Source organism: Bacillus sp. EB106-02-03-XG38 (assembly GCF_058792175.1).
Window position 1 is genome coordinate 109083 of record NZ_JBYTED010000001.1, and the last position, 16336, is coordinate 125418.

15 protein-coding genes are annotated in these 16336 nt (G+C 34.2%); 10 read left to right on the plus strand and 5 right to left on the minus strand.

What is annotated here, in order from left to right; genetic code table 11:
* Positions 1-238 precede the first annotated feature (238 nt).
* The 6 genes from deoC to AC3WTI_RS00505 all read left to right on the plus strand — a co-directional run bounded on the left by deoC (position 239) and on the right by AC3WTI_RS00505 (position 4998).
* Positions 239-910, plus strand: coding sequence for a deoxyribose-phosphate aldolase (gene deoC / locus AC3WTI_RS00480; protein WP_001017444.1), 672 nt, complete (start codon positions 239-241; stop codon positions 908-910).
* Positions 911-1012: 102 nt separating this feature from the next.
* Positions 1013-2194 carry a NupC/NupG family nucleoside CNT transporter gene (locus tag AC3WTI_RS00485; RefSeq protein WP_097842073.1) on the plus strand — a complete coding sequence of 394 codons (1182 nt, stop codon included), beginning with the start codon at positions 1013-1015 and terminating at the stop codon, positions 2192-2194.
* Positions 2195-2230: 36 nt separating this feature from the next.
* Positions 2231-3532, plus strand: coding sequence for a pyrimidine-nucleoside phosphorylase (locus tag AC3WTI_RS00490; RefSeq protein WP_097842072.1), 1302 nt, complete (start codon positions 2231-2233; stop codon positions 3530-3532).
* Positions 3533-3565: 33 nt separating this feature from the next.
* Positions 3566-3961 carry a cytidine deaminase gene (locus tag AC3WTI_RS00495; protein ID WP_000358522.1) on the plus strand — a complete coding sequence of 132 codons (396 nt, stop codon included), beginning with the start codon at positions 3566-3568 and terminating at the stop codon, positions 3959-3961.
* A 146-nt stretch (positions 3962-4107) separates the two neighbouring features.
* Positions 4108-4503 carry a DUF2871 domain-containing protein gene (locus AC3WTI_RS00500; protein WP_087959483.1) on the plus strand — a complete coding sequence of 132 codons (396 nt, stop codon included), beginning with the start codon at positions 4108-4110 and terminating at the stop codon, positions 4501-4503.
* A 15-nt stretch (positions 4504-4518) separates the two neighbouring features.
* A complete protein-coding gene (locus AC3WTI_RS00505; protein ID WP_087959484.1) occupies positions 4519-4998 on the plus strand; it encodes a CcdC family protein in 480 nt (159 codons plus the stop codon).
* 50 nt (positions 4999-5048) lie between these two features.
* Here AC3WTI_RS00505 and AC3WTI_RS00510 read toward each other — a convergent pair whose 3' ends face one another.
* The 3 genes from AC3WTI_RS00510 to AC3WTI_RS00520 all read right to left on the minus strand — a co-directional run bounded on the left by AC3WTI_RS00510 (position 5049) and on the right by AC3WTI_RS00520 (position 7351).
* Positions 5049-5279 (minus strand): DUF896 domain-containing protein, encoded by a 231-nt coding sequence (locus tag AC3WTI_RS00510; protein ID WP_087959485.1) that lies wholly within the window; start codon positions 5277-5279, stop codon positions 5049-5051.
* 353 nt (positions 5280-5632) lie between these two features.
* The gene (locus AC3WTI_RS00515; RefSeq protein WP_253621543.1) at positions 5633-6352 is read right to left on the minus strand and encodes an urease accessory protein UreH domain-containing protein; all 720 of its coding nucleotides are present in this window, start codon (positions 6350-6352) and stop codon (positions 5633-5635) included.
* 15 nt (positions 6353-6367) lie between these two features.
* The gene (locus AC3WTI_RS00520) at positions 6368-7351 is read right to left on the minus strand and encodes a F510_1955 family glycosylhydrolase (RefSeq protein WP_097842071.1); all 984 of its coding nucleotides are present in this window, start codon (positions 7349-7351) and stop codon (positions 6368-6370) included.
* 221 nt (positions 7352-7572) lie between these two features.
* On the opposite strand from AC3WTI_RS00520, the gene AC3WTI_RS00525 reads away from it, so the two are divergent.
* Together AC3WTI_RS00525 and AC3WTI_RS00530 are read left to right on the plus strand one after the other, a co-directional pair.
* Entirely contained in the window at positions 7573-8856 is a 1284-nt protein-coding gene (locus tag AC3WTI_RS00525) for an aminopeptidase P family protein (RefSeq protein ID WP_097842070.1), read from the plus strand.
* A gap of 118 nt (positions 8857-8974) precedes the next feature.
* Entirely contained in the window at positions 8975-10615 is a 1641-nt protein-coding gene (locus tag AC3WTI_RS00530; RefSeq protein WP_097842069.1) for a multicopper oxidase family protein, read from the plus strand.
* A gap of 51 nt (positions 10616-10666) precedes the next feature.
* Here AC3WTI_RS00530 and AC3WTI_RS00535 read toward each other — a convergent pair whose 3' ends face one another.
* A complete protein-coding gene (locus tag AC3WTI_RS00535; protein WP_097842068.1) occupies positions 10667-11212 on the minus strand; it encodes a hypothetical protein in 546 nt (181 codons plus the stop codon).
* Positions 11213-11500: 288 nt separating this feature from the next.
* Between AC3WTI_RS00535 and topB the strand changes: the two genes are divergently transcribed.
* Both topB and AC3WTI_RS00545 read left to right on the plus strand, forming a co-directional pair.
* Entirely contained in the window at positions 11501-13645 is a 2145-nt protein-coding gene (topB, locus tag AC3WTI_RS00540) for a DNA topoisomerase III (RefSeq protein ID WP_097842067.1), read from the plus strand.
* Positions 13646-13912: 267 nt separating this feature from the next.
* Positions 13913-15160, plus strand: a complete 1248-nt coding sequence (locus AC3WTI_RS00545) for a DUF4153 domain-containing protein (RefSeq protein WP_097841835.1) — start codon at positions 13913-13915, stop codon at positions 15158-15160.
* A gap of 127 nt (positions 15161-15287) precedes the next feature.
* On the opposite strand, the gene AC3WTI_RS00550 is transcribed toward AC3WTI_RS00545, so the two are convergent.
* A complete protein-coding gene (locus tag AC3WTI_RS00550; RefSeq protein WP_087959492.1) occupies positions 15288-16253 on the minus strand; it encodes an arsenic resistance protein in 966 nt (321 codons plus the stop codon).
* Between the last annotated feature and the right edge of the window lie 83 nt (positions 16254-16336).

The window sequence follows — 16336 nt, forward strand, 5'->3', positions numbered from 1 at the left end:
GTGTTTTTTGAATACAAATTGCCTTTTTAAAAATAATTATGGATATTGAGATACATACTACCATTGTTAATATAAAAGTTTTGATTTTAAATAGGAAGTGTTTCTTCGTTAGAATGCGCTTTATTTACTACAAGAAAATAACTTTTCAAAAAGAGTGAACAAAATTTCAAAAGTGTATTTACATTTGTTCAACTTAGAGTTAGAATGAAGTTGTTAAAAGATATGAGGAGTGAAGATAATGAATATTGCAAAGTTAATTGACCATACAATTTTAAAAGCTAATACTACAAAAGAAGATGTTATGAAAGTAATCGAAGAAGCAAAAGAATATAAATTCGCTTCTGTTTGTATTAATCCTACATGGGTAAAGCTAGCTGCTGAAGAATTAGCTGGACATGACGTAGATGTTTGTACTGTAATTGGTTTCCCATTAGGAGCAAGCACGACTGAAACAAAAGCTTTCGAAACAAAAGATGCTATCGCAAAAGGCGCAACTGAAGTTGATATGGTAATCAACGTAGGTGCTTTAAAAGACGGCGACAACGAGTTCGTTGAAAAAGATATTTATGAAGTAGTACAAGCAGCAAAAGGAAAAGCTCTTGTAAAAGTAATTATTGAAACTTGCCTATTAACAGATGAAGAGAAAGTACGCGCTTGTGAATTATCAGTAAAAGCTGGTGCTGACTTCGTAAAAACTTCAACTGGATTCTCAACTGGCGGAGCAACTGCTGAAGATATCGCATTAATGCGTAAAACAGTAGGACCAAACGTTGGTGTAAAAGCATCTGGTGGCGTTCGTACACGTGAAGATGCAGACAAAATGGTAGCTGCTGGAGCTTCTCGCGTTGGAGCAAGTGCTAGTGTTGCAATCGTATTAAATGATGCAAAAGGTGCTACAGATAACTACTAATCATTAATGAAATCAAAAGCAATAGATACACAAAGTAAAGTGTATCTATTGCTTTAACAATTGAAAAGAATGTAAGCGGATACGAATGGGAGGAAACGGCTTATGAAATACTTAATCGGTGTTTTTGGCCTCGTATTGATTTTAGGTATCGCTTGGCTTGCTAGTAATGATAGAAAGAAAGTCAAATATCGTCCAATCATAACGATGGTTATATTACAATTTATTTTGGGATTTCTATTATTAAATACAAGTGTTGGGAATATATTAATTAGCGGAATAGCAGATGGTTTTGGAGAATTATTAAAATATGCCGCTGACGGTGTGAATTTCGTATTTGGTGGATTAGTAAATCAAAAAGAGTTTTCGTTCTTTTTAAGTGTATTAATGCCAATCGTATTTATATCAGCTTTAATAGGTATTTTGCAACACATTAAAGTATTACCTATTATTGTGAAATCTATTGGTCTAGCATTAAGTAAAGTAAATGGAATGGGGAAACTAGAATCATATAACGCTGTTGCTTCTGCGATTTTAGGACAATCTGAAGTGTTTATTTCAGTTAAGAAGCAACTAGGATTATTGCCAGAGAAAAGAATGTATACATTATGTGCATCTGCAATGTCTACCGTTTCAATGTCTATCGTTGGATCGTATATGGTGTTATTAAAACCACAATATGTTGTAACCGCTTTAGTGCTTAACTTATTCGGTGGTTTCATCATTGCTTCTATCATTAACCCTTATGAAGTTACTGAAGAAGAAGATATGTTAGAAGTACAAGAAGAAGAGAAAAAGACTTTCTTTGAAGTATTAGGGGAGTACATTATAGATGGATTTAAAGTTGCGATTACAGTAGCAGCTATGTTAGTCGGTTTCGTTGCTCTTATCGCATTCATTAATGCCATATTTAAAGGTGTAATCGGTATTTCATTCCAAGAAATACTTGGTTATGTATTTGCACCATTTGCATTTATTATGGGTGTACCTTGGCATGAAGCAGTTAATGCCGGAAATATTATGGCAACAAAATTAGTATCAAATGAATTTGTCGCTATGACAGATTTAGCACAAGGAAACTTTAATTTCTCAGATAGAACGACAGCGATTATCTCTGTATTCTTAGTTTCATTTGCAAACTTCTCTTCAATTGGAATTATTGCAGGGGCAGTTAAGAGTTTAAATGAAAAACAAGGGAATGTAGTCGCAAGATTCGGTCTGAAATTACTGTTCGGTGCAACATTAGTAAGTTTCTTATCAGCAACAATCGTTGGCTTATTATTTTAACAGATTCATATCATATAAAAAGGAATGGTGATTGTAATGAGAATGGTAGATATTATTGCAAAAAAACGTGACGGCAAAGAATTAACAACTGAAGAAATCAAATTCTTTATTAATGGATATACAGACGGAAGTATTCCTGATTATCAAGTGAGTGCACTTGCAATGGCAATCTTCTTTAAAGATATGACAGATCGTGAACGTGCAGATTTAACGATGGCGATGGTTGAGTCTGGAGAAACAATCGATTTATCAGCAATTGAAGGAATTAAAGTAGACAAACATTCAACTGGTGGTGTTGGTGATACAACAACATTAGTATTAGGACCATTAGTAGCTGCTTTAGACGTACCAGTAGCAAAAATGTCTGGTCGTGGTTTAGGACATACAGGCGGAACAATTGATAAATTAGAAGCGGTAGAAGGATTCCACGTTGAAATTACGAAAGAGCAGTTCATTGATATTGTAAACCGTGACAAAGTAGCTGTTATTGGACAAACAGGAAACCTAACACCTGCAGATAAAAAGATTTATGCATTACGCGATGTAACAGGAACAGTAAACTCAATTCCTTTAATCGCAAGTTCAATTATGAGTAAAAAAATTGCAGCTGGTGCTGACGCAATCGTACTTGATGTAAAAACAGGTGCTGGCGCATTTATGAAGACAGAAGAAGATGCAAAAGAACTAGCACATGCAATGGTACGTATCGGAAATAATGTAGGACGTCAAACTATGGCTGTTATTTCAGATATGTCACAACCGCTTGGATTTGCGATTGGTAACGCTCTAGAAGTAAAAGAAGCGATCGATACGTTAAAAGGTGAAGGTCCAGAAGATTTAACAGAATTAGTACTTGTATTAGGAAGTCAAATGGTCGTACTTGCGAAAAAAGCAAATACATTAGAAGAAGCTCGTGAAATGCTAATTGAAGTGATGAAAAACGGAAAAGCAACTGAGAAGTTTAAAGAGTTCTTAAGTAATCAAGGCGGGGATAGCTCAATTGTAGACAATCCAGAAAAAATGCCACAGGCGAAGTATGTAATTGATGTACCTGCTAAAACTTCAGGTGTTATTTCTAACATTGTTGCAGATGAGATTGGTATCGCAGCTATGTTACTAGGTGCTGGCCGTGCAACGAAAGAAGATGAAATCGATTTAGCAGTAGGATTAATGTTGCGTAAAAAAATTGGCGATGCAGTAAAAGAAGGCGAGCCATTCGTAACAATCTATGCAAACCGTGAAAATGTAGAAGATGTAAAAGCAAAAATCTATGAGAACATTTCTATCGCTGAAACAGCAGTAGCACCTAAATTAGTTCATACAGTGATTACTGACTAATCATAATTACACGTACTTTGAGGGGGAAATAATATGGATAAGAAAAAATATATCGAAGAAGCAAATAAGATGTTAGCAAAAGCATATATTCCGTATTCAAAATTTCCTGTTGGTGCAGCGTTAGTTACGAAAGAAGGTAAAATCTATACTGGTTGTAATATAGAAAATGCTTCTTACGGTTTATGTAACTGTGCAGAAAGAACAGCGATCTTTAAAGCAGTATCAGAAGGGGAGCGCGATTTTAGTTACTTAGTTATTACAGGCGAAACGGATGGACCGATTTCACCATGTGGTGCTTGTAGACAAGTGATAGCTGAATTCTGTGAACCGAAAATGCCAGTTTTACTAACGAATGTAAAAGGCGACGAAAAAGAAGTGACTGTTGAGCAATTACTTCCAGGCGCTTTCTCGATAGAAGATTTAAAATAAGTTGAAAAGCCATTCCGCAATTTTTAATTGTGGGATGGTTTTTTTATTTTCAAAAATTGAATGTAATATTTTGTTCATATTCCGTTCATAAACTTTGCTTAAAATAATTGCAGCGAATATAGAAAGTTTACAACAGGAGGAATAGAATGAAGAGATTATATAATGCGGCATTCATTTACTTAATTATTGGTTTATTTTCAGGAGTATTTGCAAGAGAGTATACGAAAGCACAAGGAATTAAAGGATCCACAATGTTGCAATTGGTGCATACACATGTATTAGTGCTCGGTTTCGTATTCTGTTTAATTGCTTTAGCTTTATGTAAAGTGTTTCATGTACAAGAAACAAAGAGCTTTCGTGCATGGTTTGTAGTTTATAATGTAGGATTAATTTTTACTATTGCTACAATGCTATGGAGAGGACTTCTACAAGTAAATGGAACTGACTTTAACGGTTTAAGCCATATGGCCGGATTAGGTCACGTTATTATAAGTATTGGGCTCGTTTGGTTTATGATTTTACTCAAAAAGTCTGTTAAATAGATAGGAGTGGAGAGGATGATAGCACTTTTATCAAGTATTATAGCGGTTTGTATGGCTGTTGGTGTCATGTTTCTTCGTTTTAAAGCAGCGAAAAAACCGGTAACGAAAAAGAAAATTATATTACCGCCAATCTTTATGAGTACTGGCGCAATGATGTACTTCTTACCAGAGTTTCGATTAACATCGTTAGAAATAGTAGAGGCGATTAGTATAGGACTTATTTTCTCTATATTTCTTATTAAAACAACGAAGTTTGAAATAAGAAATGAATATATATATATGAAACCGTCAAAAGCATTTATATTTATTTTAGTCGGATTATTAGCTGTACGAGTAGCGTTAAAATCATATTTAAGTCAATCAATTGATTTAGCAGAGTTAAGCGGAATGTTTTTCTTACTCGCATTTGCGATGATTGTATCGTGGAGAATTGCAATGTATCGCTCATTTGCTAAATTAGAAAAAATAATAAAAAGAGCTGGAATTTCTAAGTAGGAATTCCGGCTCTTTTTACGTTTTATACGTTTGTTTATTTAGCTTTAATTTCATTTGCTTAATTTTAAACGTATTTGAGCATCTTGTAATGCGGCTGGTGTTACGTTATGACCATTTTGATCAACAATTTTTGTGTTTAATAAAATGGAATCTAAGCTTCCACGAAATGTTTTTGTATAGTTTTGACGCAACATTTGTTGTTCTTGTTTTTCATCAACTGTTAATCCAGATGCTTTTTCTTTTTTTGATAATTCGTTAATACGGAATAAAATGTTTTTCATTTGTTTTCACCTCTAGTTAAATTTAATTACATTAGTTACTTACTAATATATAGTTATTGTAACGTATCTTTTAATATGTGTCAATGCTTATAAACATGCCTTGTTTTGTAAGGGTATGAGGGGATAAAAAATGAAAAAACTACAAATACTTGAAATAGAAAAGGTGCTAATATACAATACCTTAGTAGGGTATATAAAGGTATTATTTTTCATTATGAAAGTAACAAGCAAAGAGGAGTATGTATGAATGAATGTAGTAATTTCAAAGAAAGAAACAATCATCTCATATACGATTGCTATTTTATTTATTTTAGCAATGGTAAGTTCAAGTCACTGGAACTTACCTTTTTTATTTATAACCAGTATGAGGATATGTCATAAAGGCCAACTAAAATGAGTAGTAGCCCTGCTATAAGCTGAATGTTTTTTCCTATATTTCGGCTCTTTTTAAGTAGTGTCCCATTTAATCCAAGGTAGGAGATGATGAACAGTAATATAACGATAGGGATAGCAGTTCCTATCGAAAAGAATGTTGGAAACAAGTAACCATAATTAAATGAGAACGATAAAGGGATTAACGTTCCGAAAAATAAAACGAACATAGTCGGACAGAAAGCTAAGGAAAAGAAGAATCCAAATAAAAATGAGCCAACTTCATTTTGTTTTCGTATAAATTTGATTGAGAAGAAATTTCTACTCTTTATAATACCTGCCAACATTAGCCCCATTAAAATTAATAAAGGTCCAATTATTTTTCGTAACCACGGGAAGTACAAAGTTAATATTTGCTGAATCTCTTTTCCTAAAAACCATACTAGTAGTTCAAGCGTTGTAAAAGCTATTATTTTTCCTGAAATGAATAACAACATATGTTTCCATGCATGTCCTTTTTGTAAAGATTGATTGCCATACAGTGTAACAGCGCTAATGTTTCCTGTTAATTGGCAAGGAGCAAGGGTTCCTACTACACCTAATAAAAACGCAAATAATAGAGGTACTGATTTCGTAGCATTCGCGACATCCATTAAAGGAGACATGAGTTGATAGCTCCATTCACTAATTGTTGAAAACACGTTATATTCACCTTTCTAATTAAATTGGAATGCTCCCTCTTTTGTAATCTGCTTCCACGTTTTACCCTCATCTGTAGAAAGGAACACATTAGCTTTCATTGTAGCAAATGCTATTTCAGCTGAATTTTGAGGGTTTTGTGATATGTACATAATTGCATCTTTAGGATCTAAAGCTGGAATTTGTATGTTTGTCTCTTCATTTGTAGCAATAGATTTCTTCGTTACGATTTGCTTATTGATAGGGGCGTAAATAACTTCTTCATTACTTAATGTAACTGCTGTCGATTCAAGTGATGTAGAGAAAAGTTCAAATGTATTTCCGTAATCAGTAGATAAATAAACACCGTCTTTCGTACTTACCGCTACTACACTAGCTTGATCTGGATGTACGGAAAAGGCATGAATCGTACTTGAAAGACCTTTTAACTTACTATTTTTCCAATCTTGTCCGTTGTTCGTACTGAAATAAAAATCTTGTTGCAATTTAGAATTAGGACGCTCATTGTATAAATAAATTGCTTCTGTATTATATCCGACAGCAAGGTTATGAAAATCAGATTCTCCATAAAAAGCTAGCTTTTCAAGGGTATTACCGCCATCAGAACTTTTCATTAATCCTAAAGGGTTTTTTAAATTTGCTCCTCGTTCAGGATGACCGCTGGCAAAGAATCCATTTTTCGTTGCTTGAAATCCCATATAATCGTGTAACGCAGTTTTAGTTTCAAACCATTTGCCATCTTGATAAACTTTTATCCCGCTATGAGTGGCGATAGAAACCCCAGGCATATTTCCTGCAAAGCCAATTCCGTGAATGTGCTCGATTTTTCCAGATGCAGTTTCCTTATAGAAGTTTTGCGGACTCGTAGTTACTGTTTCTGTATGTTTTGGCTGAGATTGCACCGTGTCTTTCTTCACTGGTGCTGTTTCGGCGTTGTTAGAACATCCTGAAATGAATAATAAAGAAGTAATTGCTAATCCTGTTGCTACATAATATTTCAAAGTTGTAGCTCCTTTCCTATATATGAGATTTTAAGTATATGGAATAAATGTCAAGAAATTGTGGAGTAGTATGCGTAATTTTGATTGGAAGGGGCCTTAGTAATGAAAATTTTCCTTTCTCTATGAGTACTATTAATTGACGAAAAATTATAACAATAATAGAATGAATTGTATTGGATAATTAGATTTAAAAGTATACATAGAGCGCTAGGGGGATTATTATGAAATCAACATTTTTTGCTCAAAATAGAGAACGATTAGTAAACACATTACCAGATGAATCTATAACGATTTTATTTGCTGGACAAGCACCTCATATGTCAGCGGATGCACATTATAAATTTGTGCCGAATCGAAACTTTTACTATGTTACAGGGATCGATGAACCAAATGTTATTTTCATATTGAAGAAGGTTGGAGGTAGTATAGAAGAAACACTTTTCATTGAAAAGTCAGATCCAGTAATGGAAAAATGGGTCGGTAAAACAGTTTCTAACGAAGAAGCAGAGAAAATTTCAGGTATAAAGAAAGTTGTATATTTAGATAGCTTTGAAAAGACAATGTCAAATATGCTTTTCACTGAAAATGTGAAGCATCTTTATTTAGATTTAGAGCGTCGTGAGTGGAATGGTACGGAGACAAAAACGCTAGCATTTGCTAAACATGTAAGAGAACAGTATCCACACGTTTTAATTGGTAATGTATATCCGAATATTTGTGAATTACGAGTGTTTAAAACAGAAGAAGAAATTGAAATCATTAAAGAAGCGATTGCTGTAACGAAAGAGGGTATTTACAACGTACTGAAGCATGCAAAAGCTGACATGATGGAATATGAATTAGAAGCTCAGTTTGATTTCACACTGAAGTCATCTGGCATTAAGCATCATGCGTTCAATACAATTTTGGCAAGTGGGAAAAATGCTACAGTTCTTCATTATGAAGATAATGATGCACAAATTCAAAATGGTGATTTAGTACTACTAGATTTAGGCGCTCAAAAAGACTACTATAACGCTGATATTAGTTATACATTCCCGGCAAATGGAATATTCTCTAATCGCCAAAAACAAATGTATAATATTGTATTAAAAGCATTGAAAGAAACAACAAAGCTCATTAAGCCAGGGATAAAGTTTGCTGCATTAAATGAGCATACGAAAAAGGTACTAGCAGAAGAGTGTAAAGCTATTGGTTTAATTCAAGAAGACGAAGAGTTATCAAAATACTATTATCACGGTGTCAGCCATTTCCTTGGTTTAGATACGCATGATGTAGGAACATATAAAGATAGAGTGCTAGAAGAAAGTATGGTTATAACAATTGAACCTGGTCTTTATATTGAAGAAGAATCAATTGGAATTCGTATTGAAGATGATATTCTTGTAACGAAAGACGGACATGAAAACTTGTCAAAAGATATCATTAGAGAAGTTGAAGAGATTGAAGCGTTTATGAGAGAAAATAATGTGAATGTAAAAGAAGATGAAGTAGTTACGAAATAATCAAAAGTAGAGGCGCTCAATTTTGGGCGTCTTTTTATTTGGTTCATTTCACATCTCCATATTTTCTTGAAAGTCATTTTTTATAATGATTTTGAAAAAGAAAAAGGAGGGATTTTCCATGAAGCGATTTGTGTTAACAGCAGTTACAGTCTCTGTCATATCTATAATTGCTGCATGTTCTGCGACCACAAATACAACAAACGATCATAAAAATATGAAAGATAAAAAAACAACACAGACTGAAACGGCTACAAAACCATTGAAAGTTGAAAAAGGACCAGAAGTGACTTTAATAGCGAAAGAAGAAAAACAAAAATTAAGTAACGGTGTTATTGTTCCAGTCTGGACATTTAATGGCTCATCTCCTGGTCCAGAAATTCGGGTGAAAAAAGGCGAAAAGGTGAAAGTGACATTAAAAAATGAATTATTTGCACCAGTATCTATTCATTGGCATGGGTATCCTGTCCCAAATAATATGGATGGAATTCCAGGTGTGACGCAAGATGCGGTTGAATCTGGAAAAAGTTTCACCTATGAGTTTGAAGCGAACGTACTAGGAACGTATTGGTATCATTCACATCAAGATTCTGTAAATCAATTAGATAGAGGTTTGTATGGAGCGCTCATTGTAGAAGATACAAAGGAAAAATATGATAAAGATTACACAGTAATGTTAGATGAATGGGTAACAGATAAAGAAGAGATTAATAAACAGTTAAAAGAAATGACAAAAGGGCAAAAAGGTAATAAATCTAAGGATAATGAAAATACGAAAAAGAATGATGATAAGAACGCTATGGATCATTCTAGTCTGGACATGGGCAGTGATAAAAAAGACTCTGGCAATATGGCAGGAATGGACCATGGAAATATGAAGATGGAAGGTCATGATATGAGTATGTATGATTTATTCACAATCAATGGTAAAAGCGGGGATTTAGTAGAACCATTAAAAGTGAATAAGGGGGATAAAGTCCGTCTTCGACTCGTTAATGCTGGTTATCTATCACATGATATACACGTTCACGGTCATGATATAAAAGTAATTGCGACAGATGGTCAACCAATAAACGATCCAAAAGTTATAAAGGATCAAGTAATTTCAATCGCACCTGGTGAACGTTATGATATTGAATTTACTGCTAATAATCCTGGGAAATGGTATGTTGAAGACCATTCAGCAAATAAAGGTGCAAAAGGAATGAAAGCTGTTATTGAATATGATGGCAGCAAAGAGATGAAAGATAAAGCAGATGAAAAAGAAAAATTACCGAAATTAGATATGACGAAATATGGTGCTAAAAAATTAGGTAGTTTCACGTTAGACCAGCAGTACACTGCCACACATAATATGGACTTGAATACGCAAATGAATGGAAATGAAATGGTATATACAATTAACGGAAAAGTATTCCCAGATATTGACCCAATTCCAGTGAAAAAGGGTGACTTAGTAAAAGTAAAATTAGTAAATCGTTCTAAAATGGACGATCACCCGATGCATTTACATGGTCACTTCTTTCAGGTGTTGAGTAAAGATGGAAAACCGGTAGAAGGTTCTCCGATTGTGAAAGATACTTTGAACCTAAAACCAGGTGAAGAATATGAAGTAGCCTTTGTAGCAGACAATCCGGGTGATTGGATGTTCCACTGTCATGATTTACACCATGCTTCCGCGGGGATGGTAACAGAAGTGAAATATACAGATTATAAATCTGACTATATTCCAAATCCAAACATTCCTAATAAGCCAGAATAAGATGAAGCAGTTATCCTATGGATAGCTGCTTATTCAATTTCGGTGCAAGTATCAATGTATATGTTGATCATGCCCGGTTGAAGGTGGAGGGGTATGATCTGGGAATGTCACGAATACGGCAACGATAATTGCTACACTAATTGAAAGTAATAACAAAAAACGCTTTTGGATAAAAGCAGAAAAAGTTTCTGATAAAAGTTGAATTATACATGACATAGTTATTGTTATCGTAAGTAAAAGGCTAATAAACAGTATACTATGAGCTTGTTGAGCGTTTAACATTTCTGTAAGCATTGCTCCCATCATACTTGCCATTAATCCAGAGAACATTCCTTCTAAAGCAGTATATAGGTGAAAACGTAGACCAAATACAAAACCGATACAACCACTAATCAGAATCGCAAGCAAAGTAGAATATAGTAATTCACCTTTAAAAAGAATACCTAAATAAAATCCTATGCTTAAACCGATACTCATACTAAAAGACATAATAAATACCATATACTCCATTAAGGTACCCTTGCATTTAGATATATATGATGTAATAAGAATCGAGATACAACAAAGTGTTAAGGCCGTTAATATGTAAGCGAACATTATGATACCTCCCTGTCCTATCATTCATTTCATCATATGTTCATATGGAGAGTACTTATGCTTATTTATATCTGCATATTATCTGCACAATTTCAAATATAAGCATGTGAAAGAAATTGTTTTATAATGAGTTTCTATTGTGAAGCCATAAAGAATAAGCGTATAATATTATAGTTATCCCATTATGGGGAGTAACCCGCGAATGATAAATAAGATTGCTGTTTTATCATCGCCTCTAAACAGATAGACAATGAAAGTAACACTGGAATACAGATAGGGAGTTATAAAATGAAATTAATTATTGCCGAGAAACCAGATCAAGGTTTGGCTCTTGTTTCACAGTTTAAATATCGCCGGAAAGATGGATATTTAGAAGTAGAAGCAAATGAGTTATTTCCAAATGGAGCGTACTGTACATGGGCAATTGGTCATTTGACGCAGTTATGTAATCCAGAGCATTATCACGCAGAGTGGAAAAAATGGTCGCTTAATACGTTACCGATGATTCCAGAGCGTTTTCAATTTGAAGTAACAAAGTCAAAGTATAAACAGTTTAACGTTGTGAAACAGCTGTTACATAATCCTCAGGTAACAGAAATTATTCACGCGGGCGATGCTGGGCGTGAAGGTGAATTAATCGTACGAAATATTATTAATCTGTGTAACGTACAAAAGCCGATGAAGCGTCTTTGGATTTCATCTTTAACGAAACAAGCTATTTACCAAGGATTTAAAAACTTACTTGATGAATCAGATACAATTAATACGTACTATGAGGCGTATACAAGGTCATGTGCGGATTGGGTCGTTGGTATGAATGCATCACGTGTCTTTAGTATTTTGCTAAAGAAAAAAGGAATGAACGATGTGTTTTCTGCTGGACGTGTACAAACACCGACACTCGCATTAATTGTAAAGCGTGAAAAAGAAATAGAAAACTTTAAGTCTGAGCCTTTTTGGGAAGTGTTCGCAACCTTTAATATAGAAGGAAAGAAGTATGAGGGGAAATGGGAGAAGGATAGTGAATCCCGCTTACAAGACCCTGATATGGCAAATAAAATTGCGGCATTTTGCCAAGGGAAACCAGCTGAAGTAAAGGAAATGAAAACGGAGCGTAAAGAGTTTCAGCCACCGCTTTTATTTAACTTATCATCACTGCAAGCCACGGCAAATAAAGCATTCAAATTTTCACCGAAAAAGACGCTTGATATAACGCAAGCATTATATCAAAAAGGGATTGTCTCTTATCCTCGTTCAGATTCCAATTATGTTACTCAAGGAGAGGCAGCGACGTTCCCTGATATTTTGCAGAAGTTAAGTCAGTTTGATGAATATAAAGGGTTATTACCAGCTCCAGTTGAATCGATTATGAATAATAAGCGTTATGTGAATGAAAAGAAAGTAACAGATCACTACGCCATTATTCCGACAGAGCAAGTTACAAACCCAAGCAGATTATCAGGTGATGAAAAGAAAATTTACGATATGATTGTAAGAAGACTGATTGCCGCTCACTATGAAGTTGCAATCTTTGATTATACGACCATTATAACGCTTGTAGATGAACGTGCGGAATTCATTTCAAAAGGAAAACAGCAAATTCAAGAAGGTTGGCGTAAAGTTATTTTCCAAGACGATAAAGATGACGAAACAATTCTTCCGATTGTAGCTGAAGGTGAACAAGGAAAAGTTGTAAAGGTGAAAGTGAAAGAAGGAAAAACACAGCCGCCGAAGCGTTATACAGAAGGACAACTTATTACGTTAATGAAAACGGCTGGTAAGTATTTAGAGAATGAAGAGCTGGAGAAAGTATTAAAGAAAACAGAAGGTTTAGGTACTGAGGCAACGCGTGCTGGAATTATTACGATGCTGAAAGACCGTAAATATATAGATGTGAAGAAGAACCAAGTGTATGCGACCGATAAAGGGAAAGTATTAATTACTGCAATCGGTGATAAAATACTAGCTTCACCAGAAATGACTGCAAAATGGGAGCAGCGTCTTGCGGAAATCGGCGAAGGTACGGCATCACCAGCTACATTTATGGAGCAAACAAAAAAACTATCAGCGAAAATTATTGAAGATGCAGTGGAAATGTCAGAGAAGTGGGATTTCACTGGATTACATGTTGAATCGATAGAGCGAAAAGGATCGAAATTTACAACAGGTAAAAAGGTTGGTAGCTGTAAAAAGTGTGATGGCGATGTGATTGATAAGTCAACGTTTTACGGTTGTTCTAACTACAACACAACACAATGTGATTTTACTATCTCAAAGAAGATATTAAGTAAAACAATTTCGCAAAAGAATATGACTAAGCTTTTAAAAGGTGAGAAGACCGATTTAATTAAAGGCTTTAAAAAAGGCGAGAAAACATTTGATGCGAAGCTAGAGTGGAAAGATAATAAGATTAATTTCGTGTTTGAGAATTAAGTGGTTTCAACAAATAAAAATATGATAATTAAACTATATCCTATAGAATAGACACTTAAAAAAGTCTATTCTATAGGATATTTTTTTGAATAAGTAGTAATATTTATTATTATTTAAAATAAAATATACAATAAAAAAATCTTTATAATTGATAATTATTTATTGTAAAACAATAAATTTTGTATTAAAATCAATATCATGATAAATCAGTGAGGTGCTTTTTATAGAAAGGTAACAACGCTGTTTTTTATTAGAGGAGGTAAAACTATGAACAATCACAATTTAATTATTGAAAATATGGATAATCCTCATGAGTTGGAGAGAATGTATAGAAAAGACCCAAAAGCTTTTAAAAAGTCATTCTCACAAGCATGGGATGAAAACCTTGATTCTCAGGTACTAGCTGCTTGGTATGAAAGATTGTATTTCAAGGAGACGGCAAATAAAGAAAAAATATCACTGTTTCAAAAAGGTTTCTTATTCATGGGCATGTTAGCTATTTTAGCAGGGCTAAGCACTAGAATCATTTTCCATTTTGTTGAGCAGGAGGCAATTGCTCCAATTAACTTGGCTTTTGGTGTAATTCCCTTTATTGCTGCTTATTTTATTTACAATAATACTCCGAAAAAAAGTATTATTTATTTCCTTGCAGCGTTGTTCTTAATTGCCGGATTTTATCTTAATATGTTGCCATTAAATTATAAAGACAGCAGTATCCTTGCGTATTTACATCTTCCTATATTGTTATGGGTCTTATTGGGACTTGCGTTTACGGGAAATGAATATTCAAAAGGTAGTACAAGATTAGCGTATATTAAATTTAATTTAGAATATGGTCTTCTCTACGCGAGCATGGCAGTGAGCGGAATGATACTAGCAGTATTCACCATGCGCTTATTTAGCTTTGTTGACTTGGATATAGGAGAGTTCTATTTTAGTAATGTTGTTTTATTTGGAGCTGCTGCTCTAGCTGTAGTGGCTGCATACTTAGTATCATTGAATCTTAAACTTGCTAAAAATATTACACCATACATATCTAAAATTTTTAGTCCGCTTGTCTTGATCACATTGTTTATCTATCTTATAACGGTAATTTGGGTCGGGAAAAATCCATTCTTGGACCGCAATTTCCTAATGGCCTTCAACGGAATACTCCTTGGTGTATTGGCTGTTACTATATTTTCTATCGTTGAGAGTGATTCAGACGAGAAAAAGAGCATTTCAGATTATATAAATTTTGCCTTAATTGTTCTGGCGCTTATTATTGACACTGTCGCATTGTCAGCCATCGTATTCAGACTTTCTTCTTACGGGATTACACCTAATAGACTTGCTGTTTTAGGTGTAAACATACTGATCTGGGCAAATCTCATTTGGATTATGTTTTCCTATATGCGTTTTCTACAAAACAAATCAGGACCGACAGCTATCCAAGATGCCGTTACGAAGTATTTGCCAATCTACGGAATTTGGGCAGCTTTCGTAATATTTACTTTTCCTATAATGTTTAATTAGAAAGACTTTGTGAATGTAACGAAAAGAAAATTTGTTATCACGTATAAAATCGTTAGAGCCGATAATTATCGTTACTTCTATAATTTCTCGATAATAAAAAAACGTCCCGAATTAGGACGTTTTTTTATTATGTATACTGCTGTTTTCTCTTAATAAGCAACAATACCTGTGAAACACAAGCAAGTACTGGCAGTTCAATCAACGGTCCAATAACAAGTGCAAGTGCAATAAGAGGTTCGTCTGGAAAAGCTGTTACAGCGATAGCGAGTGCAACAGGTGAGTTTCTTGCTAAAGTTGTTAAGTTTAAACTGACTGTATCTTTATAAGATAAACGCATCATGCGCCCGATAAATTGTCCTAGGACAAAATTGATGATGAAGAACAATAGAACCGGAATGAGTAATAGGAAAACGACATTCATATTTTGTAGTAAGTATTTCCCTTGTGATGCAAACATCGCTACGATTGCTAAGCTTAAAAATACAATTTGCGCAGAGCTGAAAAACGGAATGAGTGTATTCTCGAGTGTTTCAGCTTTTTTCATTTTATGCATAATGAATTTTGTAGCGTGTGCAAGTACAAATGGTAAGACGATTACGATAACTATACTTTCTACTAAAACAGAAACCGCTACAGTCTTCATGACACCAGCAAATAAAAACAAATAAATGGGAAGGAGTAGTACTTGCAATATTAAATTTACAGGCAAAATTGCAGTAGAAAGTGCTACATTTCCTTTCGCTATTTCAGTAAAGATTAAGTACCAATCTGTACATGGAGTAACCATTAACATAATAAATCCAACCCAAAGTGCTGGGTGATCTGAAAGAAATAATGCTCCTAACCCCCAAGCGAGTAAAGGTGTCCATACAAAATTAATAGTAAGGCTCGTTCCTGCAAATTTTAAATTGCGGAACCCGTTTTTTATTTCTTTCAATGGGATGCTGAGGAATAATCCATACAGCATGAAAAATAAGAAGGGAATAATCAATTTGTCTGAATGCATATGTATGACATTAAATTGTCCGATTACGATGCCGCATGTAACAGCAAAAAGAATAATAAAAGTTTGAATCTTTTCTATAGTGCTCATGAGTGAATCCTTTCTAAATATAAATTGCATTCTCTACATCTATTATACAAACAATAAAGTTACAATGGGTGTATGAATTGAAT